Genomic DNA, 25,390 nt, shown 5'->3' with positions numbered 1-25,390 from the left:
CCTATGTACGAAAAGGATTCAGGACAATTCCGAGGTAGCCGGACGCTCGAACGTTGTCAGGCTGACGCCTGGCGGCACGGTAAACACGCGGCGGACGACGAAGCCAAAGCGTTCGTACAGTTCAATCGCCGGCAGGTTCGCCGACCCGGTCGAGACGATGAAGCGCGCCGCGCCCAGCTGCTCCTGTTCTTCTACTATATGCGCGATCAAGCTGCTAGCAATCCCTCTGCGAAAAAAATCGGGATGCACCATGAGCCGGCAAATGGTTACGACACAACTGTCGCGGGAAATGGAAATGGCGCCGGCGAGCGTCGGTTCTTGCTGACCAGGTACTTTGCTCAAGTATCCATAGAACGTCTCAGTCGCCAACGCTTCTCGAATGGATGGAATGCCGTCTTTCAACGGGGGGATGTCGTCAAAACCGATGATTTCAGCTTCTACACGATAAGAAGCAAGTTGAAGCGAAAGGAGCCTGAGGATCTCCTCGTTAGTTTGCAGGTGCAGCCGCTGAATCGTCATGCGCATCTTCCCTTTCACGAAAATTGAAAAAAAGTGGTGTCCCATCAATGAGGATCACCACTTCCACGCTATTAATACGACCTACATCATTTGCTTTGCAGACACTCCACAATTAATTTATTGACGAGGCCCGGGTTCGCTTTCCCCTTGGTCTCTTTCATGACTTGACCGACAAGGAAGCCGACGGCTTTCTCTTTGCCGGCTTTGTAGTCGGCAACGGATTGCGGGTTGTTGTTGACGATTTGCTCGACAACCGCTTTAATCGCGCCCTCGTCGCTGATTTGAACGAGCCCTTGCTCTTCCACGATTTGACCCGGGAGCTTGCCGGTTTCGATCATTTCTTTGAAAACGGTTTTGGCGATCTTGTTGGAGATCGTGCCTTTCTCGATCAGGCCGATCATTTCGCCCAAGCCTTGACCTGTCACTTTCACATCCGAGAATTCCAGGTTGTTAAAGTTCAGGTATCCCAGCAGGTCGCCCATAATCCAGTTGGACACCGCTTTGGCATCCTTCGTGTACGCGAGACTCTGCTCGAAGAAATCGGCTAGCTTCATGGAAGCGGTGATGACTTCAGCATCGTAGCTAGGAAGGCCAAATTCGCTCGTGTAGCGCGCTTTGCGGGAGTCCGGCAGCTCCGGAATCGTCGCTCTGACGCGCTCTTTCCACGCATCGTCAATATAAAGTGCCACGAGATCCGGATCCGGGAAGTACCGGTAGTCGTGCGCGTCTTCCTTGCCGCGCATGGAAAGCGTTTTGCCTTGGGCATCGTCCCAACGGCGCGTCTCCTGCTCAACTTCGCCGCCGCTGCGGAGAATGTCCGCTTGGCGAATTTCTTCATATTCCAACCCTCGCTGTACGCCGCGGAAGGAGTTCATGTTCTTCAGCTCGGCGCGGATGCCGAATTTTTCCTGACCGAACGGACGCAGGGACACGTTGGCGTCACAACGCATCGAGCCTTCCTCCATTTTGACGTCGGACACGTCGCAATATAGCATAATGGCGCGCATCTTCTCGAGGTAAGCGCGCGCTTCCTCCGGCGAGCGAAGGTCCGGCTCGGAGACGATCTCGATCAGCGGCGTGCCCGCACGGTTGAGGTCGACAAGCGACGCATAGCCGCCGTCGACGTGCGTCAGCTTGCCCGCGTCTTCTTCGAGGTGCAAACGCGTAATACCGATCCGCTTGGTCTCGCCGTTCACTTCAATGTCGATCCAGCCGTTCGCGCCGATCGGCTGATCGTACTGCGACGTCTGATACGCGTCCGGGGAGTCCGGGTAGAAATAGTTTTTGCGATCGAACTTGCTGTCTGTGGCGATCGTGCAGTTCAGCGCCATCGCCGCTTTCATGGCGTATTCAACCGCCTGCCGGTTCAGCACCGGCAGGACGCCGGGATGCCCTAGGCACACCGGGCATGTATTGGAGTTCGGCTCGGCGCCGAACGAGGTGGCGCAGCTGCAAAATATTTTAGAAGCGGTATGGAGCTCGACGTGAACTTCCAAACCGATAACCGTTTCAAATTGAGTATCTGTTGCCGACAAAATGACTGCCTCCTTCGTAACTCTTAACTGGAATCCTACAGCTGTGGGCGCTGCTTGTGGTGATCCGTGCTTTGCTCAAACGCATGAGCGACACGCAGAACTGTTGCCTCATCGAGCGCTTTGCCGATGATCTGCAAACCGACCGGCATGTCGTTCACGAAACCGCACGGCACGCTGATTGCAGGAATGCCTGCCAAGCTGACCGGAATTGTCATAATATCGTTCAAATACATCGTCAGCGGGTCGCTGCTTTGCGCACCGATCTTGAAAGCCGGCGTCGGTGCCGTCGGCCCGATGATGACGTCGTAGTTCGCGAAAACTTGATCAAAATCTTGCTTGATCAAGGTACGGACTTGCTGCGCCTTTTTATAATAAGCGTCGTAATAGCCCGAGCTGAGCGCGTACGTACCAAGCATGATCCGGCGCTTGACCTCAGGGCCGAAGCCCTCGCTGCGGGACAGGTTGTACACGTCCAGCAGGTTGTTCGCGTTGTCCGAGCGCACGCCGTAACGGATGCCGTCGAAGCGAGCGAGGTTCGACGACGCTTCCGAGGAAGCGAGGAGGTAGTACGTTGCCACCGCATATTCGGAATGCGGAAGCGTTACTTCTTCCCAGACGGCGCCTTGAGCTTCGAGCTCTTTCAGCGCCTCCAGCACTTTCTCTTTCACAGCCGGGTCGATACCTTTACCCAGGTATTCCTTCGGCACGCCGATGCGCAACCCTTTCACATCCCCGGTCAGCGCGCTCTGGTAGTCTGGGAGCGCGACGTTCGCCGATGTGGAGTCCTTCGGATCGTAGCCCGCAATCGCTTGAAGCGCATACGCAGCGTCTTCAACGTTCTTAGTCAGCGGCCCGATCTGGTCGAGGGAAGACGCGAATGCGACGAGGCCGTATCGGGACACGAGGCCGTACGTCGGCTTCAGGCCGACGATACCGCAGTAAGCGGCCGGCTGGCGAATGGAGCCGCCGGTGTCGGAGCCCAGCGCGAAGTACACTTCGCCTGCTGCGACTGCCGCTGCGGAGCCGCCGCTGGAGCCGCCCGGCACGTAATCCGTGTTCCACGGATTGTGCGTCGGGTGGTAGGCGGAGTTCTCGTTCGAGCCGCCCATCGCGAATTCGTCCATGTTCAGCTTGCCGATGGTCACGGTTTGCGCGTCTTTCAGCTTGGACACGACGGTCGCGTCGTAGATCGGCATGTAGTTGGAGAGGAATTTGCTCGCGCAAGTCGTGCGGAGACCCTCGGTCACGAGGTTATCCTTGATGCCCACTGGCAGGCCGAATAGGGCGCCGCGCGCCGCGCCACCGGATGCGAGTTGCTTGTCCAGCTGCGCTGCAGCCGCGCGTGCATTTTCTTCATCTAAGGTAAGAAAGGCGCGGACTTTATTTTCCACTTGCTGGATTCTTGTATACGATTGATCCACGAGGTCGGAAACGGAAATTTCTTTCGCGTCCAGCTTCGCCTGGATCTGTTTAAGGTTCTGTTCAAACAAAGACAACGACAGGCACTCCTTTTCGATTGGGGTCTCTTACTCTAAAACGGCCGGCACTTTAAACTGCCCGTCTTCCTGGTCAGGCGCATTGAGGAACACTTTCTCGATCGGAAGCGACGGTTTGGCCACGTCCTCGCGCATGACGTTCACAAGCGGCATCGCATGACTGGTCGGCGCAACGCCGTCGGTATTCAACTCGTTCAGCTGCTCCGCATATTTTAAAATGGCATTAAGCTGCTCGGTAAAAAGATCTTTCTCGGAATCGCTCAGCTCGAGGCGCGCCAGCTTGGCTACGTGCTCGACGTTTTCTTTGGTAATGCTCACGTTCGTTACACCCCTTGTATCGGCAATTGCCTGAATTTACACATAACCGTATAAATTCAGGCGTTAGTCATTCTTTTCATTATATCCCAGAAATATCGCGAACTCAATGCAGGATCGGCGAGTTCTCTGTGCTGCTCCGGATAGAAGCGCTCGCTGATGATGGGATGCGGCTTAGTCGGCAAAATTGTGGATCCGTGCCGGGAAAATCGGGGGCACAAGCTGGAAAACCTCCAGTTCATTTCACCTGAATAGCAGCTGGTGCGCCTATGAACTGGAAAACCTCCAGCTTAAATGGGTAGTTTGGAGGGTATCGCGCCAAAAGCGGCGCTTAGACTGGAGAAATTCCAGTTCAGCTCCCTATTCAGCCGATAATTGCGGAAATGAGCTGGAGAAATTCCAGTTCAGTCTATTCGATGGGCGGGGAGGCGGATGGCTGTGGGAAGGGCGACTGGGCGCTAAGTGCCTGAGGAGACTGAGTGACTACGTGCTGAGTGACTGCGGGGCGAGGTGACTGCGGTGGAGGTGACTGGGAGACGGAGTGATTGGGGCGAGGTGATTGGGAGCTGAGCGACTGGGGAGGCGGAGTGACAAGATGGCAGATCGGTAGGGGCTGACAAACAAGCATCAAAAAAGCCGCCCCAACAAACGGAGAGGCCGTTGCCGGAGGCAGCTTATGCATTTATTGAATAAAGCCGGTGTCCATTGCTTTCGCTTTTTCTCGGAGCACGTAGTATTTCAGCTTCGCCGCCGCAAGGGTGGTCTCCACCTGCTGGACTTTGAGCGTGAACTTGTTCAAGTCGTGTTTAGCGATGACGCCGAGCTTGTAGCGCAGCTGCATGTTGGCTTGATCCGCTTGCACGTCGTTCAGGTTGCGCTGCTCGGTGAGAACGGCTTGGTACGCGTTCGCCGCATCGGTGTAGGTCGCCTGAATTTTCTTTCTCAATTCCAGGCGGGTTTGCTCATTCTTTTGCCCGTTGATCGCCAGGTTGACGCCCTGATACGTGTCGCCGTACGTGTTCGATGTCACAGTATGTGTCGTTCCCCACACCGCTTCGTCGATGTTGTTGCCGGCGGCTTTCATTTGATAGGACGCTTTGAGCAACGTTATGGTATCCGTCTCGGCGATCGGCTCCACGGTGATCCCAGCGATGTCTTTCAACTGCAGGTTCGGATCGTACGAAATCCCGATGTCCGTCGACAGCTGGACGAGTCCGAGCCGGTAGTTGTTCAGCAGCGTGATTTGATCGTCTTTTTGCTTGCGAATCGCTTTCTGGACGGTCTGCACGTCGTCGTTCGACGCGAGTCCCTGCTGGGCAAACAGCGTGGCTTTGAGCAGGTCCTTGTCCATCACATCCAGATACGCCTGCATAAAATCAAGTTGCTTCTTCTGCCCAAGCAGTGTGACGTACTGTGCAATCGTCTGAAGCCGGATGCCGGCGCGCGCCTCGTCCGTCTGCAGCAACGAATTGCGCTGGTCGGTGCCGAGTTGGTGCGCCGCCGTCTTCATTTGCGCGCGCTGCGCGGAAATGATGGTGTTCATGCCGCCGGCGAGGGCGCCCATGCCCTGCAGCATTTGATTCATCGCGGTGTCCTGCATAATCGTCCACGCGATGTCCGTTGGATCCGTCAAGCCCGGCAGCGCCGGATTGCCGGTATTGGTCACTTCCGCCGGCGTGCTCGGCAGGTGGCCTGGGGTAAAGCTGGCCGAGCCCATGTCGTTCATTTGCTGCTCGAGGTCGGCCTTTTTGCTGCCCTGCGCCGCATATTTAAGCGTGAGCATGGCGAGGTTGTGCGAGTCTTTGAGCGCTTTATCTAGCACAAAATCCAGATCTATCGAGGAGACGGTTTGCAATACCTCCGCGTTGACGTAGACATTTTGATCCGGATCCGTGGTTGTCGTAAAAGTGTCGGCAATCGCCAGTCCAGGTATGACTCCGGAGAAGAGCATAAGGGCTGCGGACAGCGTGATCAGTGTTTTTTTCATAGCAAGTGTACATCCTTCCTGTTACATCATGAGGTTCTGACCGGACGGCAGCGGTGCGGGGGCTGGGGTGTCGGCGGTTTTCTTGGAGGAGAAAACGACGAAACGGGTCAGCAGCATGGCGATAAAATACGTCAGCGTCCCCGTGAGCAAGAGCGCGAGGCAGTCGTGCCGAATGATAGCAAAATCGTTCGCTTTGACGAACACACTGCGGATGCCGTCCAGGAAATACGTGAGCGGCAGCAGATGGCCAACGATCTGGAGTGCTCGAGGCATCGCCTCAAACGGCCAAGTGAAGCCGGACAGCATGAACGACGGCACCGCGATCAGCATCGCCGTTTGCGTCGCGCCAAGCTGGTTGCCGGAGAACAGCGAGACCAAGTAGCCGATGCCGCATACCGCATAGGTGAAGCAGAGCACGATCGCGGAGCCGACCAGCAGGCTGCCCGCCATCGGCGCGCCGAACGCATACAGAGCAATGACTAACGCAATCGCCGTGTTAAACACGTTGATCAGGAAGTAAGGCGCCGTCTTCGCGTAGGCGATGCGCCACGGGTTTCTTTTCCAAGCCTCGAACCGGCTCCATGTACCTCCGTCCTTCTCGCGCGTAATCGTGAGGGCGATGCCCAGAAACAACACCTGCTGTAAAATCGCGCCCACCAGACCGTACAGCATGAAATCGCTGTAATTGAACGTCGGATTGTACATGATGCGGTAGCGGAACGGAATCGGCGACAAGGTGTTCATCACCTGGTCGTCTTGCAGACCTTGCGAGAGTTGGAGTTTTTTCTGCGAGTAACCCATGGAAAACGTCGTGATGACCTCGTTCGCCCCTTTGGTGGCGGAGTTCGAAATCATCATATTGCTGCCGTCGATCAGGGTGAGGAGCGGCAGCGTCTCTCCATGCTTCAGCTTCGCTTCAAACCCGGACGGAATGACGAGTCCGACCTTCGCTTCGCCGGTTTCCAGCGCCCGCTTCACGTCTTCCTCTGAGTGGTACTCCTTGCGAATCTCAAACGTCTCGCTTTCCTCAAACGCTTGAAGGATTTGACGGCTCAAAGGACTCTGATCCTCGTCGATCACGACCGTCGCCATTTCCGTCACTTTATGGTGCATATAGATCGAACCGAATAAGACCGTGTACATCACAGGTATGAAAAAGAGGAGGAGAAATAAGCGCCGATCCTTGATGATATTCCGCCATTCCTCCGCAATTAGCTTGCCGATGCGAAGCTCCATGTCGCTCATCACCCTTCTGTGCCGTTCCACTGCAAGGTCATGCCGGTCGAAGCCGACTCGGGCAGCGCTTGAAGCTCAACCTTGATCCCGAACGAGCGAATATCGGTTTCACCCGCAGTCTGGGTCGCTTTTTTCACGGCAAAATCCGGTGCTGCCGCGATTGATTTCACGTTGCCGACGACTTTCTCGCCGGTTGCGACCAGCGTCATGTTGATTGTACTGCCGACTTTGAGGCCCGCAATCGCCGTTTCAGGCAAATAAAACTTCGCCCACGTCGTCGATGTCGGCTCCATCGAGAACACTGGGAAGCCGGAGCCGACCAACTCACCCGGCTGTGCGGACTGGGAGAGGATCAAACCGTCGCTTGGCGCCGTCAATTCTGTGTAGCTGAGGTACGTCTCCGCCTCAAGCTGCGCCGCCTTCGCCTGCTGCTCGCCGGACTGCGCAGATTGGATCGCGCCCTTCGCCTGCTGCACGGCGGCATCCGCCGCAGCGACGTCGCCTTCGCGTACCGCCACCGTCCCGCGGTTCGCCTCGGCCAGCTTCAGCGCCGCCTGCGCTTGCGCGAGCAGTGCTTCCGCTCCGCGCACTTCTTCCTCGCGCGGCCCTTGATTCGCCATGCTCAGCTGCTGCTGCGCCAAATCCCGCTTCGTCTTCGCCTCTTCGTAGCTGACTTTGACTTTGTCCACGTCCGCCTGCGAGACGAGTCCTTGCTCGAGCATGGCGTTCATCCGATTCAGGTTCTGCTCGGCAATCGCGAACACATCGCTAGCCGCTTGCACTTGAATCTCCGCTTGCTTCTTCTCCTCCGGCCGCGCGCCGGCGCGCAGCGCATCGACCTTCGCCTGCGCCGCCGCCACAGCAGCTTGCGCCTGCGCAACCTGCTGCTCGGCGGTATCCGCCGTCACGGTCACCCCAGCGATGCCTTGCTGCTTCTTCGCCTCGGCTGTCGCCGTCGCGCCTTGGGCTTCGGCGATTTTGCCTTGCGCGAGCAGCACCGCCGCTTTGGCCTGCGCAACCTTTGCCTCGATCTCCGTGCTTTGCAGGCGAGCCAGCACTTGCCCTTTGGTTACCGTGTCGCCTTCCTTGACAAGGATTTCGGTGATGCGTCCGCCGACCTTGAAGGAGGCGCTGACTTCATTTTTTTCAATATAGGCCGTGGGGTGAACTTGATTGGCCACATCCGTCTGGCTCGTTGCCCGCCCCGTTGTGAGTAGAAAAGCGCTTGTGCCGATGACAACCGCCATCACAGAATAAACCATCGGTCGAATAAACTTCATAAAAAAATCCCTCCAAAATTTGTTCCAAAATAACCGAATCCATCATTCTCGCAGGAACGAGGGGGCGTTTTATAGAGGACATAGAACTGCTTCGAGACTATCCTTATTGCTATGTCCTCTCTAGATTACACCTGCAAAAAGTTACCGAAATACAGCTGCAGCAGCTCCAGTACGCGTTCATTACTAAGCGGCTCGTTCTGCCTCTCCCAGTCGAATACGAGTGCCACGTACAGCTTCAAAATGAGAAAAGCCGTCAGCTTCGGATCGCACGCCTTCATCGTGCCGGCCGCAATCCCCCGCTCGATATGCTCGCTGATATAGTTCACGACCTCCGTCTCGATGCTGCCCAGCACCTCCGCCGTGATCGGGTTGCCGAACTGCTGCGCCTCATGCGAAAGCTGAATGAGCAGCTCATGCTCCTTACGGAAAATTAGAATTGCATACAGCGCCTCGTGGATTCTCTCGGAGGACGTCGTCCCCTTCCCGATCGCTTCATCAGCGGCCTTCCGCATTTCCGCAATGATACCCTGCACGATTTCGCGCAGCAGGTCCTCTTTATTGGTGAAAAACGAATAAATCGTCGCCTTGCCGACTGCGGCAATCTTGGCGATATGATCCATCGTCGTGGCCTTGTAGCCGAATAGGGCAAAAGATTTCTTTGCTGAATCCAAGATCAATGCTTTTTTAGCGTCCATTCGCATCCTCCGTTCATCTTCAGAACTATAATACTATTTTAGTTCTGTATTCGATGAAAACTAATTTACCACCATTTTCTGCATTGCGCAACAAAAAAATGCGCCGACCTTGTATAAGATCGACGCATCGGCGATATTCGTTTAAATCCAGGCTTTCAACCCGATTTGCTTAATAAAATCCTCCCGGGACTGCACTTCTTTCTCCCGTTCTTGCGCTTGCTCGGCTGGGCTCTCCCCGGTCATAATCCACTGGAACAGCTCCGCATTCTTCGTTTTGAGCGCATAATCGATCAGCGCTTCCTTCTCAACGCGTTCCGCTTCTTCACGGAGCAGCACTTCTTCCAGCTCAATATCCGATGCAGGCACATAATAGTGCTTGTTGTCTTTGGGCGAACGAACAACATAATCAAAAACGTTATCGTTGTTGCGATCATACGCGATAATATATCCATATCCGCCGATCGGCAGATTTTGCTCTAAACAGTCCTCAACAAAAATCACTTTCTGTCCCAGTCGAAGCATTCCGTCTCCCCCTTACGCGGTCCATCCTCACCATGTTTAATTTTGTTAACTTTCTATATGAATATCGTACTAAAAAAACTAGATTGTGTCCAATCGAAAGAGTGCGTTATGCGATTCTTTTAGAATAATTCCAAAAAATGATATAGTAGAAGAAAGACATGTACGACAAACGGCTTATAGGAGGCATACATGCAACGAGAGAAAAAAGCCCGACCGAACTTAACGGAGGGCCCGATTACGAAAACGCTAATCCTGTTCTCCCTGCCGATCTTGCTGGGGAACGTCCTGCAGTCGCTGAACGGATCGATCAATGCGATCTGGATCGGTAATTATCTTGGCGAAGTTGCGCTGGCTGCGACGTCGAATGCCAATATTATTATGTTTTTTCTGACGAGTTCCATCTTCGGGATTGCCATGGCCGCAGTCATTCTTATCGGTCAGCATATCGGTGGAGGCCGCGTGCAGGAAGCGAAAAAGGTGGTCGGCACGAGCACAATCTTTTTCTTCACGTTGTCGGTGCTGCTGGCGCTGTTCGGGCTAATCTTCTGTTCGACTATTCTGGACTGGATGAGCACACCGCCGGACGTGAAGGAATTTGCGATGACGTATACGCGGATTATTTTTGCGGGGATTCCATTTACGTTCGGCTACAACCTGATCATGGCTATTTTGCGGGGGTCGGGGGATGCGAAAACGCCCTTCTACTTTTTGCTATTATCCGCCGTGCTTGATGTGGCTTTGAACCCGCTGCTGATTCAAGGCATGGGGCCTTTTCCTAAAATGGGGATTGCCGGCTCCGCGGTGGCGACGTTTTTCGCGCAGTTGATCAGTTTGGGGCTGCTGGTGGCCTATCTATACCGGAAAAAATATTTCCTGCGCATCACGCGCGCGGATTTGCCCCTGCTGCGCATTAACTGGGGCATCATCCGGACGCTGATCCAAAAAGGGCTGCCAATGGGCCTCAACATGGTCGTGGTGTCCGTCAGCAACTTGCTGCTCGTTCATCTCGTGAACGGCTATGGGGCCGAATCGACCGCCGCGTTCGGCGTGGCGATGCAGATCTCCGGCTATGTGCAGCTGCCGGCCATGGCGATCGGCGGTGCGGTTACGTCCATGGCCGCGCAAAATATCGGCGCCGATAAGTGGAACCGCGTGAACCGCATCACCTGGACCGGCGTGGCGGTGAACATCGGGATGACCGGCCTGATCGTGGCTGTGCTGCTGATCTTTAACCGCGAGGTCGTGTCGTTCTTCCTTCCGCCGGAAGGAAAAGCCATTGGCATCGGCGTGCATATTAACAACCTCACGTTGTGGTCGTTTATTATTTTTGGCATTTTCAATGTGATCGGCGGGGTCGTGCGGTCGGCTGGAGCTGTCATGTTCCCGCTGCTCGTCGCGTTCATCGCCCTGCTGCTGGTGCGGATTCCGCTGGCGACCGTGCTGTCGCATTCGTACGGCTTCGACGTAATCTGGTGGAGCTTCCCCGTATCGTTCTCCGTCGCGGCTACGCTGAATCTGCTCTACTACCAGTTCGGCAAGTGGAAGCAGGCGCGGATGGTGAAGAGGCCGGCTTGAAGTCGGTAGGCTGACACGAGTGGTAATACTAGGTTAACGTATAAAGTAATAAGGCTGTCTCTGGTCACGCAAGTGACAGTGGGGCAGTCTTTTTGATTGGTCAAGATAGCGTGAGAGATGAGGAGGAGAGAGTTAGATCGAGAAACTTGTTAGTTAGGAGGATGGGCTCGGTTAGCTGTTGTGTGATGATGCTGAGGCGGCAGGTAGGCAAGTATCTGGATTTTCTGGATGACAAACACACTTATTTATGACTCGTTTCGGCGAAATCGGCTCTGCGACGACCGATAAGAGGGGCCAAACCCTGTTAGCTCCACGAAATCAGGCAACTCCATCGAACTAGAGAGGGCCAGCCCCTCTTAACTCCCGCTATTTCGAGTAAAATCGGCTCGGCAGCGACTATTAAGAGGGTTCAGGCCTGCTTAGCTCCGCGAAATTAGGCAATGTGGGCGAATTAGAAGGGGCCAGACCCTCTTACTCCACTTTTTACCCCAATTTCAGCAAATCCTTGTGGATTTTCACCACAATCTTCTTGTTCACACAGCTCTCCGTGACTACGCAGTTCGGCCGGTGAATGTCCGACGGGAGGCACACGGCGAACATGCCTGGCCCCAGGTAAATGTCCGTCTCCGGCGTCCCCTCATTTTCATAAAAAGCAACATCATGCGTCTCGAATTTATCGTCGATGACTTTGGCGCCTTCGTGCAGCTTGTAGAAGCACAGACGCTCCTCCCCGCTCACGAGGAACTGGATGTCGGTGTACACTTGATGCGATTCCGCCAATTGCTCCGCTTTCGGACGCGTCTGCGCTTCCTGTACATTGGCATACATGAGATGGCCGTTATCGCCTTCCAGATCGTAGCGCCCCGGCTCACACTCGCCAAGGCGGCGCTCCAAGATGTACTCGATCCCACGCACAACGGCAGCCGGCCACAGAACCCGCTCCCGCTCAAAATGAGTTAAATCGCTAATAATCATCGCCCAGCAGCTCCTTTTCGCAAAAAGACTCGCCACGAGAGCGAGTCTTTTCAACCTATCATTAGAATGATTTCTGATTAGCGCCTTCCCAGTCTGCAAGGAATTTTTCAATTCCGGCATCTGTCAGAGGATGCTTACTCATCGATTCTATCACTTTATATGGAACTGTCGCAATATGGGAACCGGCCAGCGCCGCTTCGATGACGTGTGCCGAGTGACGCACGCTCGCTGCGATGATTTCGGATTTAATGCCGTGCACTTGGAACATTTGGGAGATTTCTTTAATCAAATTCATCCCGATTTGGTTGATATCATCCAAACGACCGATGAACGGGGATACGAACGTTGCGCCCGCACGAGCCGCCAGCAACGCTTGCGTCGAGGAGAAGATCAGCGTCACGTTGGTCGGAATGCCGAGCGCTCTGAACTGGCTGGTTGCTTGCAAGCCATCGAGCGTCATTGGCAGCTTGATCACCACGTTCGGGCTGAGCGCCGCGAGCTTTTTACCTTGCTCGACCATTTCGTCTGCTTTCAAAGAAACGACTTCCGCGCTGATCGGCACGTCGCCGACGATGGAGATGATTTCCTTAACCGTTTCAAAAAAGTCTCTGCCTTCTTTGGCAATCAAGGAAGGGTTAGTCGTCACACCTGCGACGACCCCTAGTGCGTGAGCTTTTCGAATTTCTTCTACATTGGCCGTGTCGATAAACAATTTCATGAACGTATCCCTGCCTTTTCTCCCTATTGGGGTATTATTGGAAATACTTCGTCTTGATTTGTCCTACGATTGCTTCTGCGCTGAAACCATACTCACGGATCACGCGGTCCGCTTTGGCCGACGCTCCGAACTTGCGGATGCCGACGACGAAGCCTTCGCCGCCTGTAATGTCTTCCCAACCTGCCGGGTAAGCCATCTCGATAACGACGTTGCGGCGTACATCCGGCGACACGATACTGTTTCGCACCGCTTCCGGCTGCGCTTCGAACAATTCGCGGCTCGGCATGGAAATGACGCGCGCCTTAATTCCATCTTGCAGGAGCTGCTTCTTCACGTCAAGTGCCAGGCTCACTTCAGAGCCGGTTGCAATCAACTGCACGTCTGCCGCAGCCCCGCCTTCCACATCTGACAGCACGTAAGCGCCTTGATGGATATGGTCAAAAGCAAGCGTATCCGTGCCCGGCAACACCGGCAAGTTTTGACGGGAGAGGGCGAAGACGAATGGACCTTCTTTCGCCTGAACCGCGTACGACCAGGCTGCGATCGTTTCGTTCGCGTCCGCCGGACGGAACAACGTCAAATCCGGAATCATCCGCAGGGATGGGATTTGCTCGATCGGCTGGTGCGTCGGGCCGTCTTCGCCGACCGCGATGCTGTCGTGCGTGAAGACGTACGCCACCGGCTGCTTCATCAGCGCCGACAGACGAATCGCGCCGCGCAGATAGTCGCTGAACACGAGGAACGTGCCGCCGAATGCGCGCACGCCGCCGTGCAGCAGCATGCCGTTCAGCGCTGCGCCCATGGCAAATTCCCGCACGCCGAACCAGAAGTTGCGGCCGCTGTAATCCGATGCGCTGAAAGCACCCGCATCGTTAATCATCGTCATGTTCGAGCTGGCCAGGTCTGCCGAACCGCCGACAAAATGAGGCACGCGCTTCGCCAGGCCGTTAATCGCTTTACCGGACGCGGTGCGCGTCGAGATCGCGCCGCTTTCCGGGGTATAGCGAGGCAGATCGGCGTTCCAGTCTGCCGGCAGCTCGCCGCGGCTGGCGATCTCGAACTGCTTCGCCAACTCTGGATAAGCCGCCTGGTAGCCCTGCCACAGCTGCTCCCAGCTTGCTTGCTTCGCCGCGCCCGCTTCCTTGTGCTGCGCGAAGTGCTCGTAAACCTCAGCCGGCACATAGAAGTCCGGCTCCAATGGCCACCCGAGCGCTTCCTTCGTCAAGCGCAGCTCGTCTTTGCCCAGCGGCGAGCCGTGCGTGCCGCCGTGGCCGCCTTTGCCGGCTTTGTTCGGGGAACCGTAGCCGATCGTCGTTTTCACTTCGATCAGCGTCGGACGCTTTCCATCCGCTTTCGCCGCTGCAATCGCATCCGCAACCGCGTTCACGTCATGCTGATCGTCCACGCGCAAATACTGCCAGCCGTACGACTCGATGCGCTGCTTAACGCTCTCCGAGAACGACATGTTCAGCTCGCCGTCGAGGGAAATGTCGTTGGAATCGTAAAGCACGATCAGCTTGCCGAGCTGCAAGTGGCCTGCGAGCGATGCCGCTTCCGCGGACACGCCTTCCATCAGATCCCCGTCGCCGCAGATCGTGTACGTGTAGTGATCCACAACATCAAAGCCCGGCTTGTTGTACACCGATGCTTGATGCGCTTCCGCCATCGCCATGCCAACCGCCATCGCAAAGCCTTGCCCAAGCGGACCTGTCGTCGCTTCGACGCCGACCGTGTGGCCATACTCCGGATGGCCCGGTGTCAAGCTGCCCCATTGACGAAACTCCTTGATGTCGTCAATTGTCAGTCCGTAGCCGCTCAGGTGCAGCAAGCTGTACAAGAGCATCGAACCGTGCCCTGCCGACAGCACGAAACGGTCGCGATCCACCCACTGTGCATCCGCCGGATTGTGCTTCAAATGACGCGTCCACAGCGCGTACGCCATCGGCGCCGCCCCCATCGGCATCCCCGGGTGCCCCATTTGCGCTTTTTCTACCGCATCGATTGTAAGCGTTCTAATCGCATTAATGCTTAATTGCTCAATTCCTACCGTCGTACCGTTCACGTGAAGAACCTCCATCCATATGGTTGTTATTTCTGTCTATACTCCTTATTATATAAGGGGATGGAACATTGAAATAATTGATAGTTTCAATACATGGTATAGAGGTGGTCTATATGGTCAACTTTGAATTGTATAAAGTTTTTTATCTGACAGCCAAATCCGGCAGTATTTCGAAAGCAGCAAAAGAGCTGTATATTACACAGCCCAGCGTCTCGCATTCTATTAAAGTACTGGAAGAGCAGCTCGGCATGATTCTCTTCAGCCGCACGTCCAAAGGCGTTGAACTGACGAAGGAAGGCAGCGTCCTCTACTCATATATCGAACAGGCCTACAACTTCATTTCCATGGCGGAAGAAAAGCTCCAAGAACTGCGCACGCTGTCCAGCGGCGAAATCAAAATCGGCGGCAGCGACTCGCTCTGCAAGCATTATTTGCTGCCATTTCTTGAAACGTTTCATGTCCAGCATCCGCACGTCCAAATTCATCTCGTTCACGGCACAACCCCGGAAATCGTGAAGCAGTTAAAAGAAGGTAAAATCGACATCGGCATCGTCCGGCTGCCTATAGAAGACGAACAGCTCCAGGTGCGGGAAGGTATTACGATTCAGGACATCTTTGTCACCGGCCCAAAATACAGGGAGCTGTCGATGAACAAAGTCACGCTTGCGAAGCTGAAGACGTATCCCATTATCCTGTTCTCACGCAACAGCTTTTCCCACAATTTCATCACGCGCTTGTTTCACGACAACGACCTCGTGCTGGAGCCGGAAATCGAGCTCGGCAGTGTGGATCTACTCATTGAATTTGCCAAAATCGGCTTCGGCGTTTCGTTTGTCACAAGAGAATTCGTCGCCAAAGAATTGGCCGAAGGCAGCTTGTACGAAGTCAATCTCGACGCGCATATTCCTCCAACCAAGATCGGCATTATCACGCTCAAAAATATGCCGCTATCGATGGCCGCAACCGCATTCGTTGACGAGCTTGAACGGAATCGCTGATGAGTCCGGCTTGATTCCCTAACCTAGATCATCGCAATATCCGCTGCTCCCGCTGAGTACGATAGTACGCGATCGTCGCTTCAAGCCCGCTGCGGAGTGTGTAGGCCGGCTGCCACTCCAAGTCGTTCATCGCTGCGGCATTGCTCAATCGGCTATGCAGTACGTCGCCCTCCCGAGCCGATGCATATCGCGGTTCAAATGGTACGCCGCTGATCGCGCACATCTCCGTCAGCAGCTCGTTCACGCTGGTCTGCTGGTTCATGCCGATGTTATACACGCCCCTGCTTCCCCTTGTCATCGCGGCCAAGTTGGCGCCTACAATATCTTTGACATAAACAAAATCCCGCGTCTGCTCCCCATCGCCGTAAATCACGGGACGTTCTCCGAGAAGCAGCTTGCCGACAAACTGGGAAACGACGCCACCTTCGCCCTGTGAGCTTTGGCGGTCTCCATACACATTGGCATAGCGGAGTATCGTAAAATCCAGCCCATACAGAGCGGCGTAGCTCTCCAGATAAAGTTCCGGCGTATATTTCGAAATACCATAAAACGACAACGGGCGAATCGCATGCCCCTCGTCGACAGGTAAGTAAAGCGGGGAACCATAGACAGCCGCAGAAGAAGCGTAAATGATTTTCCGAACGCCGAACAGCCGGCATGCTTCCAGCACAGCGACCGTCCCGGCAATGTTCGTCTGCGCATCCTGTTGCGGGGCTGCGAGAGAAGCTTGTACATCGACTTGGGCCGCATGATGAAATACAAACTCCGGCTTGACTTCACGAAACACTTGGTGCAAACCGCCGGCAAGCAAATCTCCCTGATGGAACACAGCTTTAGGATTCACATTGCGAAGATGGCCCGTTGACAGATTGTCCAGGATGTGCACCTGACGGCCCTGCGAAACCAGCGCATCCACAAGGTGCGAGCCAATAAATCCAGCGCCTCCTGTCACGATTACAGACAATTTCACTCCTCCTTCGACTGCTTTCTGTTCCAAGCCTCGTTAAGCATCTTCAATTCCCTTGCGGAAATGTCTCGGCGATCGGCCGAATTTCGTTTTAAATGCCCGTTCAAAATGTGTCAGTGTATTAAATCCGGACGCATAGCATATGTCTGTCACCGGAAAATCAGCCGCCGCCAGCAGCGACTTGGCAAAGGTGAGCCGCAAATGCTGCAAATACGTCTGAAACGGCGTTCCCGTCAGCTCCCTGAACGACTGACTGAAGTAATTCGGCGACAATCCTGCCTCACGGGCCGCATCTTCCAAGCGAAGCGGTTCGCGAAAATGGTGATGAATATACACCAGTGACCGCTGAATGGCTTCATGGAGAGCTCCCATTTCTTTGGAAGCATTACCCGCTTGATGCTGTTTCCCATACGCCCGGTACAAATACATCAGAATGCGTTCCAACGCACCTTGAATCATTCTGCGATGACCTGGCTCCGCGTATTTCTCCTCTTTTGCAATAAGCTTGAACTCGGCTTCAATTTCCGCAAATTGCTCCTTCATGTCGGCCATATAGAGCGCCATTTGCTGAAACATCAAGCTGAGCAGCGCTTCCTCCAATAGTTCACCGGAAAACACAAAATTGTACAGTACCATCGGCTCGTTCGGCAAAGGAAAAATCTCATGAAAATCAGCGGGCGTCAGCAAGAACAGGCTCCCCCGCTCCAGCGCATACTCCGTCCCGTTGACTACATTGCGGCCACTGCCCTGAAGAACGAAACAAAGCTCATAAAATTCATGCCAGTGCAGGCTGTAATGCACATTAACATGCTGAAGATATATCCCGAAGGAGGCCGCAGGCGCGATAAACTGTGCGTTGGTAAGCCTTTCCGGCTGTCGTTTCATCGGCTGCGCCCCCTCACATATCTAAATAATTACCATTATACCACATGTCGCTTGCCAAGCATTCATTCGCCTATCGATTCGCGTAGCTGTTGCCAGCCAAATCCTTACCCCGCGCAAGCCATACTTTGAAATTCGGATTTTTCTCTTCATATATCTTCGTGTCCGTTGAGAAGTACCGCATCGTATAGCCGCAGCGGCGGTTAGGACTTGTATTCGGTTCCGCGCCGTGAATGATGCGGGAATCGTGCAGGGAGCATGTGCCGCGTTTCAGTTCAAATGGAACGGCCTTCGACGTGTCCATGTTTTTAATTTGCGTGGAGAATAAGTTTTTGGCGCCGTCTACGTTCTCATATTCCGAAAAACCGTTGCGGTGCGTCCCCGGAATGACCTGCATGCAGCCGTTTTCGCGGGTACTGTCATCAATCGCAAGCCAGACCGTGATAATATTGTCAAAATTGCTTACGCGGCCTTTCCAGTAGGCGGAATCCTCATGCCATGGCGTTCTCCGTCCGACGAATGGATCCTTGCAAATAAAATGGCTGGACCACAGACCGATGTTCGGCCCGATCAATGGCTCGACAACATCCAACACCTCATCCGACAGCAGAAAGTTAAGCAAGCGCTCTTCACGGAAATGCGGCGTATCCAACTCGTCAGACAGCTTGCTGCCTTTTTGCTGCAATTGCTCTTCAAAAATATTGGTCAGCTCCGCCAACTTATCTTCCGAAAACAGCTGCTTATCATACAGTAAGTATCCGTTCTCCTTGTAAAACGCTACTTCTTCTTTGGTTAATTTGCTCATTGTAATGCCTCCTGTACGTGTGTTGTCTTACTGATATCATCATATACCACACACGCCATCACAGCTTTACATATACTCAGCAAAAGTTAGCTTATTATCAGGTACCTGTAACAAGTTACGTTTCCGGGTCCCAATCCTCCGTAAACAGTGTCGCACAGAACTGGCTCAAACTGGTGCCTGTTTTCTTCTTGAACATTTTCCCGAACGTATGAATGTCCCGATACCCGACGCGCTGCGCAACCTCGCTTGGCGTCAGCCCTTCGTGCACCGCCAGCTCCTTCGCTTTTTCCACCCGCAAATGAATCTGATATTGAATCGGCGTCATGCCGAACGTTTTCTTGAACTGCACGATGAGATAGTCGCCGCTGAAGCCGGTGATCGCCTCCAGGTCTTTGATCATCAGCTCCTCGGCGAAATGCTCGATGATATGATTCTTCGCCAGCACCAGCCGGGTAAAATTGTTCCGCTGCGCCGCCGAAGCCTCCTGCACGCTGCGCTCGCCCGCCAGCCGGTTGAACATCAGCAGCAGCTCCATCAGCAAGGTCTGCGCTTGCAGTTGATGCACGAGCCCAGGCTGCCGGTAGTTTATGACCAGCGAGGTCAGCTTACGCTCGACTTCATGGCCGGCAAAGTTGCCTAAATCGTTCGCCCCAGGCAGCAGCTCATCCAGCGGAAACGCACTTTGGCCGAAATGAAAAACGAGGGACAAGCAGACGTAAGGCTCGCCTGGAATTGTCGACACACTGTGACGTTCCCCCGGCCGATGAAACAGCAGATCCCCTTTTTTCGTTAAAAAAGATTTCCCTTCAATCGTGTACTGCGCGCAGCCGCTCAACACGTATTGCAGTTGAAACTGCTTGAGCACGCGATGGCTGATCCCCCATCCTGCCGGGGCATTAAAGGTATGCGCCAACGTAATATAAGGCGGAAAATACGTATCGCGCAGCTCGCTGAGCGTATCGCCGGGACTTAGCGAGAAGAGCGGTTTCTGCGTCATCACCATCAGCTCCTTTTCCACCATTGTACAGCAGCCCGTTTTAAATGAACACGATTTTGGCAACTACTTTACGGATTTGGTCTAAATACAGGGTATGAAGATCTCCCTATAATGAGGGTATATAAACTTGTTGGAAACGTTGTCAAGTCAAAGGAGAGATGTGCATGAGCGGCGCTGCAGCACGCCAGAACAGAGATTATTCGCTAATCGGCTCGGAACGAGAACGGGCCATGGAAAGAGGGCTCGCCTCTGCGGAGTGGTATACGAGCCCGATCCCCAGAAAACGGCTAAAGGAGCTGATGCAGCGGCGAAACGGCCCTGCTATCCGGGATACGCTGATCTGGTTGTTCCTGCTGGTTGGAACCGGTGTTCTCGCTTACTTCTCCTGGGGGACATGGTGGGCGCTGCCTGCGTTTTTCATCTACGGCATCCTCTACGTCTCACCCGGCGATTCGCGTTGGCATGAGTGCGGACACGGCACCGCCTTTAAGACACCATGGATGAACGAGGTTATCTATCAGTTCGCCTCCTTCCTGGTGCTCCGGCCTGCCACGCCTTGGCGCTGGAGTCACACTCGGCATCATACGGACACGTACATCGTCGGCCTGGATCCCGAGATTGCCCAGCCACGCCCGCCGGTATGGCGCATTATCCTGATGGAGTTTTTCCACCTGTACGGTGGCCCGAAAGATATGAAGCGGATGTTCTTCCATTGCTTCGGTATCGTCGACGCCGAGCAGCGCACCTACCTGCCGGAGTCGGAGTTCCGCAAGACATTCTGGGAGTCCCGGGTCTATATGCTGATCTTCCTGACCGTCATCGGCTTGTGTATCTACACAGGGAGCATCCTGCCTGCGATGTTCGTCGTGCTCCCATCCTTCTATGGCTCGCCGCTGATGCTGACGTTCGGTTTGCTCCAGCACCTTGGCCTGCATGAGGATGTGCTGGATCACCGGCTTAATTCGCGCACGATCTATATGAACCCTGTTTTCCGATTCCTGTACTGGAATATGAACTACCACATTGAGCATCACATGTTTCCCATGGTGCCGTACCATGCGCTACCTAAGCTCCACGAGGAGCTGAAGCCGGACTTTCCGCCGGCCAATCGCAGTGTCTGGGAAGCGGTCAAAGAAACGACCCATGCATTGCTGCGCCAAAAGACAGACCCGAGCTACACGATTAAGCGGAAGCTTCCGGCGACCGCACAGCCATACAAATACAGACCAACACCTGCTGCCGCTGAGGAAGCTGAACAACTAGGGAGGGCCCAATAATGCCAACACAAGAATGGATTGAAGCTTGCGAAACAGAGGATATTGACGCGGAGGATGTGATCCGCTTCGATTTTGGCAACCGAACCTTTGCGATTTATCGCTCCGAGAAAAGTGAGTTTTTTGCGACGGACGGGTTTTGCACCCACGAAAAAATCCATCTGGCTGACGGCCTCGTCATGGGTGATGTCATTGAATGCCCGAAGCATAACGGACGCTTCAACTATATGACAGGGGAACCGAAGAAGAAGCCCGCCTGCAAGCTTCTGACGACGTATCCAGTCAAGGTTGAAAACGGCAAAGTATGGATCAAGCTGGAGGCGTGACAGAGATGCAATGGCGCGAATCGATGTATCGCGGCGTCCCCAGCGTCGTGGGAGAATCTGCCGAGCTTCGCGTCGAGGTTGTTCCCGGCCGGGGCGGCAAAGTGGTTTCTTTTATCAGCCGTGTTACGGGTAAAGAGTGGGTGTTTCAGACGGATGTGCCGCTTGAACCGCTTCGCTATGGCATGAACTGGGATGACGGCGACCGCGGAGGCTGGGACGAAATGTTCCCGACAATTCTAGCCTGTCCCTGCCCGGATGAGCCGTGGAGAGGCACCGAATATCCGGATCACGGCGAAGTGTGGTCGCTCCCTTGGTCGTATGCGATAGAGGGCGATCAGCTACGCATGTGGGTGCATGGGGTGAAAGTTCCTTATGTGCTGAGCAAAACCTACACGTTGCAGTCAAGCCGGCTTTGTACGAGGTATGAGGTGCAGAACCCGACGCCTTTTGCTTTTTCGTATCTGTGGTGTGCGCATAATCTCTTGTCGATCGAGCCCGGGATGAAGGTCTTTGTTCCAGCTGGTCTAGATACGGTGCAATATCAGTATTCGCATCGGGATCGGTTGACGGATGACGCATACGGACGTTCCGCCTATCCGATTGTGCAGCGGGGATCAGCAACGGTAGATTTATCCTTCATGGAAGAGCCTGCCTGCGGGCATGCGGAGAAGTATTGGTTCGAAGGGGCGCTCGTGGAAGGAAAGGCCGGTGTAGTTGACCCGGCGTCTGGCGAAGCGTTGTGGTACGCGTTTGACCCGGATGAGGTGCCTTATTTGGCGGTGTGGGCGAATTACGGCGCTTTTAACGGAGACTACACCTTCGCGCTCGAGCCCGCAACCGGCTATCTGGACGATGTGTATATCGCCAAGGTGATGAATAAAGTTGCGAGCGTTGCGCCATACGGCCGCAATCAATGGAGCTTCGACATATCCATACATCCATACAAAGGAGAATGAACGATGCAATATAACGCATTTCGATCCGAAATGGATCAAGTATCCCGGCTAGGCTTCGGGGCTATGGGGCTTGGCGGTTCCTTCGGCACCCACGATGAGGGCGAGCTTATTCGCAGCGTATTGAACTCCCTTGAACAGGGTGTAAATTTTATTGATACCGCTAGAGCCTACGGCGATTCTGAGCGAATTCTGGGCAAGGCACTGCGCGAGTGGAAGGGCGAGAAGCCTTTTTTGGCGTCCAAGGTGAAGTCGCTCGGTCCGGGGAATATCGGCTGGGGTACGCACATCCCGGTTGAATCGGCCTATCCGCAAGGTTGGCTGCGCGAAAGCACCGAACAGTCTTTGAAAGAGCTGGGCGTCGACGTCATCGACCTGATGCAACTGCACCAATACTGGCCGCAGTGGGATCAGAAAGATTACTGGATGGAAGAGCTGCTGCGTTTAAAAGAGGAAGGCAAGATTCGCTACATCGGCATCTCAATTCCAGACCAGCGCCACGACATCGCGCTATCCATCGTGCAAAGCGGTAAAATCGATGCTGTGCAGTCCGTATTTAATATTTTCGACCCGCTTCCGCTCGATTGCCTGATACCGTTCTGCGAACAGCATAACGTCGCGTTTCTGGCACGCTGTGTCATGGATGAAGGCGGACTGACCGGGTTTCTGACCGAGGATACGCAGTTCACTGACACCGATTACCGCAAAACGTATTTCGACTACGTCCCCCGCCGCATGTACATAGAACGGGTCGATAAGCTTCGCCAATTCGTTCCGGCTTATGCGGACAATCTGGCAGAGCTTGCACTGAAATTTGTCCTGCACCACCCGGCTGTTACGACGGCGCTTGTCTCCATGCACATCCCGGCTTACGCCAATCAGAACATTGCTGCTCTGGACAAAGCGCCGCTGCCGGACGAAATCTTCCAAGAGATCTACAAATATCACAGATGGGTGCGTAATTTCTATGACACCAAATTCTGGCTATAACGAATCCGTCCTGTGGGCGGAGCTGTTTCCTGCGGAGTTTAAAAGAAGGCTGGCCGACTGCCCGATCGTCTACCTGCCTCTCGGCCTCTGCGAGCCGCATGGCCAGTTCAGCGCCTTCGGGCTGGATACGATCAAAGCCGAGTGGCTGTGCCAGGAGGCCGCTCGTACGGTCGGGGGGATCGTCGCGCCTTCGCTCGGCTACCACATCCATGAGACCGGCTACCACGCCCCCTGGCTGGAGGAGGTCGTGGGCGAGGAGAATCCGCATATGACGAGCATGCCGCCGCATGTGGTGCTGCAGTTCTTTCTGTATCAGCTGCGGGCGTTCGTGAACACAGGCTTCAAGGCGATTGTCGTCGTCACCGGTCACGGCGGCGGCAATCAGGAGGACCTGCGAAAAGCGGCTGCGCTTTTCATGGAGATCACGCCGGCTCGGGTGTGGGTCGTGTGCGACCCCGAGCTCGTGGAAGACCAATTTACCGGGGATCATGCCGGTCAATATGAGATTTCTCAGCTCCTGTACCTGCGGCCGGAGCTGGTGGATTTATCCCGGCGCGCACTGGAAGCAGCGCCGGGCTCGGGCGGCCGGCTCGCCGCCGGGGCGGATGCCGAGGCGGCGTCGCCGGAACTTGGCGAGCGGATCATGCTCGCCTGCTTGGCCGCGCTGCAGCGCGAAGCGGCTGCGCTGCGGGCTGGGGCGGCGGGGCTAGCGGAGCCGCCGCCGGTGTCGCTGCCGCAAGCGGATGCCGTCTGGCAGCGCTTGCTTGGGGTGCGCGAGAGCTGGACGACGGTCCAGCTCCGGCCAGGGCAGCGATCCGCGCGTGCGGGCTCGCGGTGGGCGGAGATATAGCGAACTCTCGTTCCGCTATGTTAGCAGGTAACAAAAAAGTGGTCGAACAAGGAAAATTCCATGTTCGACCACTTTGTTTTTGTGATACCGGCGAGAGGACTCGAACCTCCACGGTTTCCCACTCGATTTTGAGTCGAGCGCGTCTGCCATTCCGCCACGCCGGCTTGTTTTAGCGACAAGTGATAATATATCAGGTTTTTTCGCCAATTGCAAACTTTTTTTCTGGGCTGGATGGCAAGTACCTTTAAAGCTCTCAGTAAAGGCAGAAAAGCGCTCCTCTACGCATACTTTGGCGGTTGGCTCGATTTTGGTGTACAGTGCCTCGGTTCGATCCACTTGCTGCTCTAGCTTTAACAATCGCAAACTGCTTGAGCGGGAACATGCCGCAAAGTTGTAGCGTGTATGGAAGGGCTTCATTTTCAGGTAAAGTTGTATTTTGTACATCAAATTCAGGAAAATAGCGGGATCTCGGGAGGAATCCTGTATTTCATACAGGTAATTCTCCATTTGTTCCCCGATATTCAAGGAAAAGGCGCTTGATGGCGTAATTTTGTTGTAGGTTTTACATGAGTTTGAGGGTTTTGGGCCTTTTTTGAGGAAATTACCGGTACATTTTGCAGGTAAGTAGGGCATCTGATCTCCCGCGGAACAAATGTGCCGGAAATATATAAAAACTCTTTAGAGTATCTAAAGAGTTCCTTTTGTTTATGATGCGCGTAGAGGGACTTGAACCCCCACGGTCACCCGCTAGATCCTAAGTCTAGTGCGTCTGCCAATTCCGCCATACGCGCGCATTGTTTAGTTGTAAAAGAGGGCGACCGATGGGACTTGAACCCACGAATGCCGGATCCACAAACCGGTGCGTTAACCCCTTCGCCACGATCGCCATGTTTCTTTATTTGTTTCCGGGCTCCCAAAAAAGTAATCGGTGTTGCCACAAAGCATATCTTCACTTTTTTGGGTATACTGGTGCCGTCGAGAGGACTTGAACCCCCAACCTACTGATTACAAGTCAGTTGCTCTACCAGTTGAGCTACAACGGCTTATTAAGTTGAAAAATGGTGGCTTTGGACGGAATCGAACCGCCGACACGAGGATTTTCAGTCCTCTGCTCTACCGACTGAGCTACAAAGCCTTACTTGATATTATAATGGCGGAGCCGACGGGATTCGAACCCGCGGTCTCCTGCGTGACAGGCAGGCATGTTAGGCCTCTACACCACGGCTCCACACATAAAATGAACGATGACGGGATCGAACCGCCGACCCCTACCCTGTCAAGGTAGTGCTCTCCCAGCTGAGCTAATCGTTCAAAGGATATGAAAGTGACCCGTAGGGGACTCGAACCCCTGTTACCTCCGTGAAAGGGAGGTGTCTTAACCACTTGACCAACGGGCCATAAAAGCAAAATACCGCTTGGCAACGTTCTACTCT

23 protein-coding genes and 8 tRNA genes are annotated in these 25,390 nt (G+C 54.5%); 7 read left to right on the top strand and 24 right to left on the bottom strand.

The features are described 5' to 3' along the window. Positions 1-18: 18 nt before the first annotated feature. From ABE504_RS31925 to ABE504_RS31885, 9 genes are all read right to left on the bottom strand, one after another. Positions 19-519, bottom strand: a complete 501-nt coding sequence (locus tag ABE504_RS31925; protein ID WP_430096643.1) for a GNAT family N-acetyltransferase — start codon at positions 517-519, stop codon at positions 19-21. Between the two features lie 86 nt (positions 520-605). Beyond that, on the bottom strand, positions 606-2,057 hold the full coding sequence (gene gatB, locus ABE504_RS31920; RefSeq protein ID WP_430096658.1) for an Asp-tRNA(Asn)/Glu-tRNA(Gln) amidotransferase subunit GatB: 1,452 nt from the start codon (positions 2,055-2,057) through the stop codon (positions 606-608). A 32-nt stretch (positions 2,058-2,089) separates the two neighbouring features. Then, complete coding sequence (gatA, locus tag ABE504_RS31915) at positions 2,090-3,550, bottom strand: Asp-tRNA(Asn)/Glu-tRNA(Gln) amidotransferase subunit GatA (protein WP_430096642.1); 1,461 nt, start codon at positions 3,548-3,550, stop codon at positions 2,090-2,092. A 30-nt stretch (positions 3,551-3,580) separates the two neighbouring features. After that, positions 3,581-3,868, bottom strand: coding sequence for an Asp-tRNA(Asn)/Glu-tRNA(Gln) amidotransferase subunit GatC (gene gatC, locus ABE504_RS31910; protein ID WP_430083789.1), 288 nt, complete (start codon positions 3,866-3,868; stop codon positions 3,581-3,583). A gap of 679 nt (positions 3,869-4,547) precedes the next feature. Next, positions 4,548-5,852, bottom strand: a complete 1,305-nt coding sequence (locus tag ABE504_RS31905; RefSeq protein ID WP_430096640.1) for a TolC family protein — start codon at positions 5,850-5,852, stop codon at positions 4,548-4,550. A gap of 21 nt (positions 5,853-5,873) precedes the next feature. Beyond that, positions 5,874-7,088 (bottom strand): ABC transporter permease, encoded by a 1,215-nt coding sequence (locus ABE504_RS31900; RefSeq protein WP_430096638.1) that lies wholly within the window; start codon positions 7,086-7,088, stop codon positions 5,874-5,876. An 8-nt stretch (positions 7,089-7,096) separates the two neighbouring features. Next, entirely contained in the window at positions 7,097-8,368 is a 1,272-nt protein-coding gene (locus tag ABE504_RS31895) for an HlyD family secretion protein (RefSeq protein ID WP_430096636.1), read from the bottom strand. Between the two features lie 125 nt (positions 8,369-8,493). Continuing rightward, on the bottom strand, positions 8,494-9,069 hold the full coding sequence (locus tag ABE504_RS31890; RefSeq protein WP_430096635.1) for a TetR/AcrR family transcriptional regulator: 576 nt from the start codon (positions 9,067-9,069) through the stop codon (positions 8,494-8,496). 135 nt (positions 9,070-9,204) lie between these two features. Continuing rightward, positions 9,205-9,585: an ATPase gene (locus ABE504_RS31885; protein ID WP_430096633.1), complete on the bottom strand. Its 381-nt coding sequence runs from the start codon at positions 9,583-9,585 to the stop codon at positions 9,205-9,207. 189 nt (positions 9,586-9,774) lie between these two features. Between ABE504_RS31885 and ABE504_RS31880 the strand changes: the two genes are divergently transcribed. Beyond that, the gene (locus ABE504_RS31880) at positions 9,775-11,160 is read left to right on the top strand and encodes an MATE family efflux transporter (RefSeq protein ID WP_430096631.1); all 1,386 of its coding nucleotides are present in this window, start codon (positions 9,775-9,777) and stop codon (positions 11,158-11,160) included. Positions 11,161-11,643: 483 nt separating this feature from the next. Here the strand turns inward: ABE504_RS31880 and ABE504_RS31875 are convergent, their stop codons facing one another. The 3 genes from ABE504_RS31875 to tkt form a co-directional block, all read right to left on the bottom strand. Then, positions 11,644-12,135, bottom strand: a complete 492-nt coding sequence (locus ABE504_RS31875; RefSeq protein ID WP_430096629.1) for a YhcH/YjgK/YiaL family protein — start codon at positions 12,133-12,135, stop codon at positions 11,644-11,646. Positions 12,136-12,196: 61 nt separating this feature from the next. Beyond that, the gene (gene fsa / locus ABE504_RS31870) at positions 12,197-12,853 is read right to left on the bottom strand and encodes a fructose-6-phosphate aldolase (protein ID WP_430096627.1); all 657 of its coding nucleotides are present in this window, start codon (positions 12,851-12,853) and stop codon (positions 12,197-12,199) included. 34 nt (positions 12,854-12,887) lie between these two features. After that, the gene (gene tkt / locus ABE504_RS31865; protein ID WP_430096626.1) at positions 12,888-14,915 is read right to left on the bottom strand and encodes a transketolase; all 2,028 of its coding nucleotides are present in this window, start codon (positions 14,913-14,915) and stop codon (positions 12,888-12,890) included. Positions 14,916-15,028: 113 nt separating this feature from the next. Here tkt and ABE504_RS31860 point away from each other — a divergent pair, with 113 nt between their 5' ends. Beyond that, a complete protein-coding gene (locus ABE504_RS31860; RefSeq protein WP_430096624.1) occupies positions 15,029-15,913 on the top strand; it encodes a LysR family transcriptional regulator in 885 nt (294 codons plus the stop codon). Between the two features lie 28 nt (positions 15,914-15,941). Here ABE504_RS31860 and ABE504_RS31855 read toward each other — a convergent pair whose 3' ends face one another. The 4 genes from ABE504_RS31855 to ABE504_RS31840 all read right to left on the bottom strand — a co-directional run bounded on the left by ABE504_RS31855 (position 15,942) and on the right by ABE504_RS31840 (position 19,564). Next, entirely contained in the window at positions 15,942-16,883 is a 942-nt protein-coding gene (locus tag ABE504_RS31855) for an NAD-dependent epimerase/dehydratase family protein (RefSeq protein ID WP_430096622.1), read from the bottom strand. 33 nt (positions 16,884-16,916) lie between these two features. Next, positions 16,917-17,765 carry a helix-turn-helix domain-containing protein gene (locus tag ABE504_RS31850; protein WP_430096621.1) on the bottom strand — a complete coding sequence of 283 codons (849 nt, stop codon included), beginning with the start codon at positions 17,763-17,765 and terminating at the stop codon, positions 16,917-16,919. 70 nt (positions 17,766-17,835) lie between these two features. Then, positions 17,836-18,567: a phytanoyl-CoA dioxygenase family protein gene (locus ABE504_RS31845; protein ID WP_430096620.1), complete on the bottom strand. Its 732-nt coding sequence runs from the start codon at positions 18,565-18,567 to the stop codon at positions 17,836-17,838. 115 nt (positions 18,568-18,682) lie between these two features. Further along, the gene (locus ABE504_RS31840) at positions 18,683-19,564 is read right to left on the bottom strand and encodes a helix-turn-helix domain-containing protein (RefSeq protein ID WP_430096618.1); all 882 of its coding nucleotides are present in this window, start codon (positions 19,562-19,564) and stop codon (positions 18,683-18,685) included. Between the two features lie 164 nt (positions 19,565-19,728). Between ABE504_RS31840 and ABE504_RS31835 the strand changes: the two genes are divergently transcribed. The 5 genes from ABE504_RS31835 to ABE504_RS31815 are packed head-to-tail and all read left to right on the top strand — an operon-like array spanning position 19,729 to position 23,957. Beyond that, complete coding sequence (locus tag ABE504_RS31835) at positions 19,729-20,841, top strand: fatty acid desaturase family protein (RefSeq protein WP_430096617.1); 1,113 nt, start codon at positions 19,729-19,731, stop codon at positions 20,839-20,841. Then, the gene (locus ABE504_RS31830; RefSeq protein ID WP_430096615.1) at positions 20,841-21,164 is read left to right on the top strand and encodes a MocE family 2Fe-2S type ferredoxin; all 324 of its coding nucleotides are present in this window, start codon (positions 20,841-20,843) and stop codon (positions 21,162-21,164) included. Before ABE504_RS31835 ends, ABE504_RS31830 begins: the two co-directional genes overlap by 1 nt. Positions 21,165-21,169: 5 nt before the next feature. Continuing rightward, a complete protein-coding gene (locus ABE504_RS31825; RefSeq protein ID WP_430096613.1) occupies positions 21,170-22,120 on the top strand; it encodes a hypothetical protein in 951 nt (316 codons plus the stop codon). Between the two features lie 3 nt (positions 22,121-22,123). Next, positions 22,124-23,107 carry an aldo/keto reductase gene (locus ABE504_RS31820; protein WP_430096612.1) on the top strand — a complete coding sequence of 328 codons (984 nt, stop codon included), beginning with the start codon at positions 22,124-22,126 and terminating at the stop codon, positions 23,105-23,107. Continuing rightward, the gene (locus ABE504_RS31815; protein ID WP_430096611.1) at positions 23,085-23,957 is read left to right on the top strand and encodes a creatininase family protein; all 873 of its coding nucleotides are present in this window, start codon (positions 23,085-23,087) and stop codon (positions 23,955-23,957) included. Before ABE504_RS31820 ends, ABE504_RS31815 begins: the two co-directional genes overlap by 23 nt. Positions 23,958-24,042: 85 nt before the next feature. Here ABE504_RS31815 and ABE504_RS31810 read toward each other — a convergent pair. The 8 genes from ABE504_RS31810 to ABE504_RS31775 all read right to left on the bottom strand — a co-directional run bounded on the left by ABE504_RS31810 (position 24,043) and on the right by ABE504_RS31775 (position 25,354). Continuing rightward, a tRNA-Leu gene (locus ABE504_RS31810) sits at positions 24,043-24,121 on the bottom strand. Between the two features lie 547 nt (positions 24,122-24,668). After that, a tRNA-Leu gene (locus ABE504_RS31805) sits at positions 24,669-24,748 on the bottom strand. 22 nt (positions 24,749-24,770) lie between these two features. After that, positions 24,771-24,843, bottom strand: a tRNA-His gene (locus ABE504_RS31800). A gap of 81 nt (positions 24,844-24,924) precedes the next feature. Further along, positions 24,925-25,000, bottom strand: a tRNA-Thr gene (locus tag ABE504_RS31795). A gap of 16 nt (positions 25,001-25,016) precedes the next feature. After that, positions 25,017-25,092: transfer RNA gene (locus ABE504_RS31790), tRNA-Phe, on the bottom strand. A gap of 16 nt (positions 25,093-25,108) precedes the next feature. Then, positions 25,109-25,185, bottom strand: a tRNA-Asp gene (locus ABE504_RS31785). A gap of 10 nt (positions 25,186-25,195) precedes the next feature. Further along, positions 25,196-25,268: transfer RNA gene (locus ABE504_RS31780), tRNA-Val, on the bottom strand. A gap of 14 nt (positions 25,269-25,282) precedes the next feature. Further along, positions 25,283-25,354, bottom strand: a tRNA-Glu gene (locus tag ABE504_RS31775). Positions 25,355-25,390 lie beyond the last annotated feature (36 nt).

This window comes from Paenibacillus oryzisoli, from assembly GCF_050467285.1.
In the GTDB taxonomy this organism is placed as follows: Bacteria; Bacillota; Bacilli; order Paenibacillales; family NBRC-103111; genus Paenibacillus_E; species Paenibacillus_E oryzisoli_A.
The sequence above is the reverse complement of the archived record's forward strand: the minus strand, read 5'-3'. Positions and strand labels throughout refer to the sequence as shown.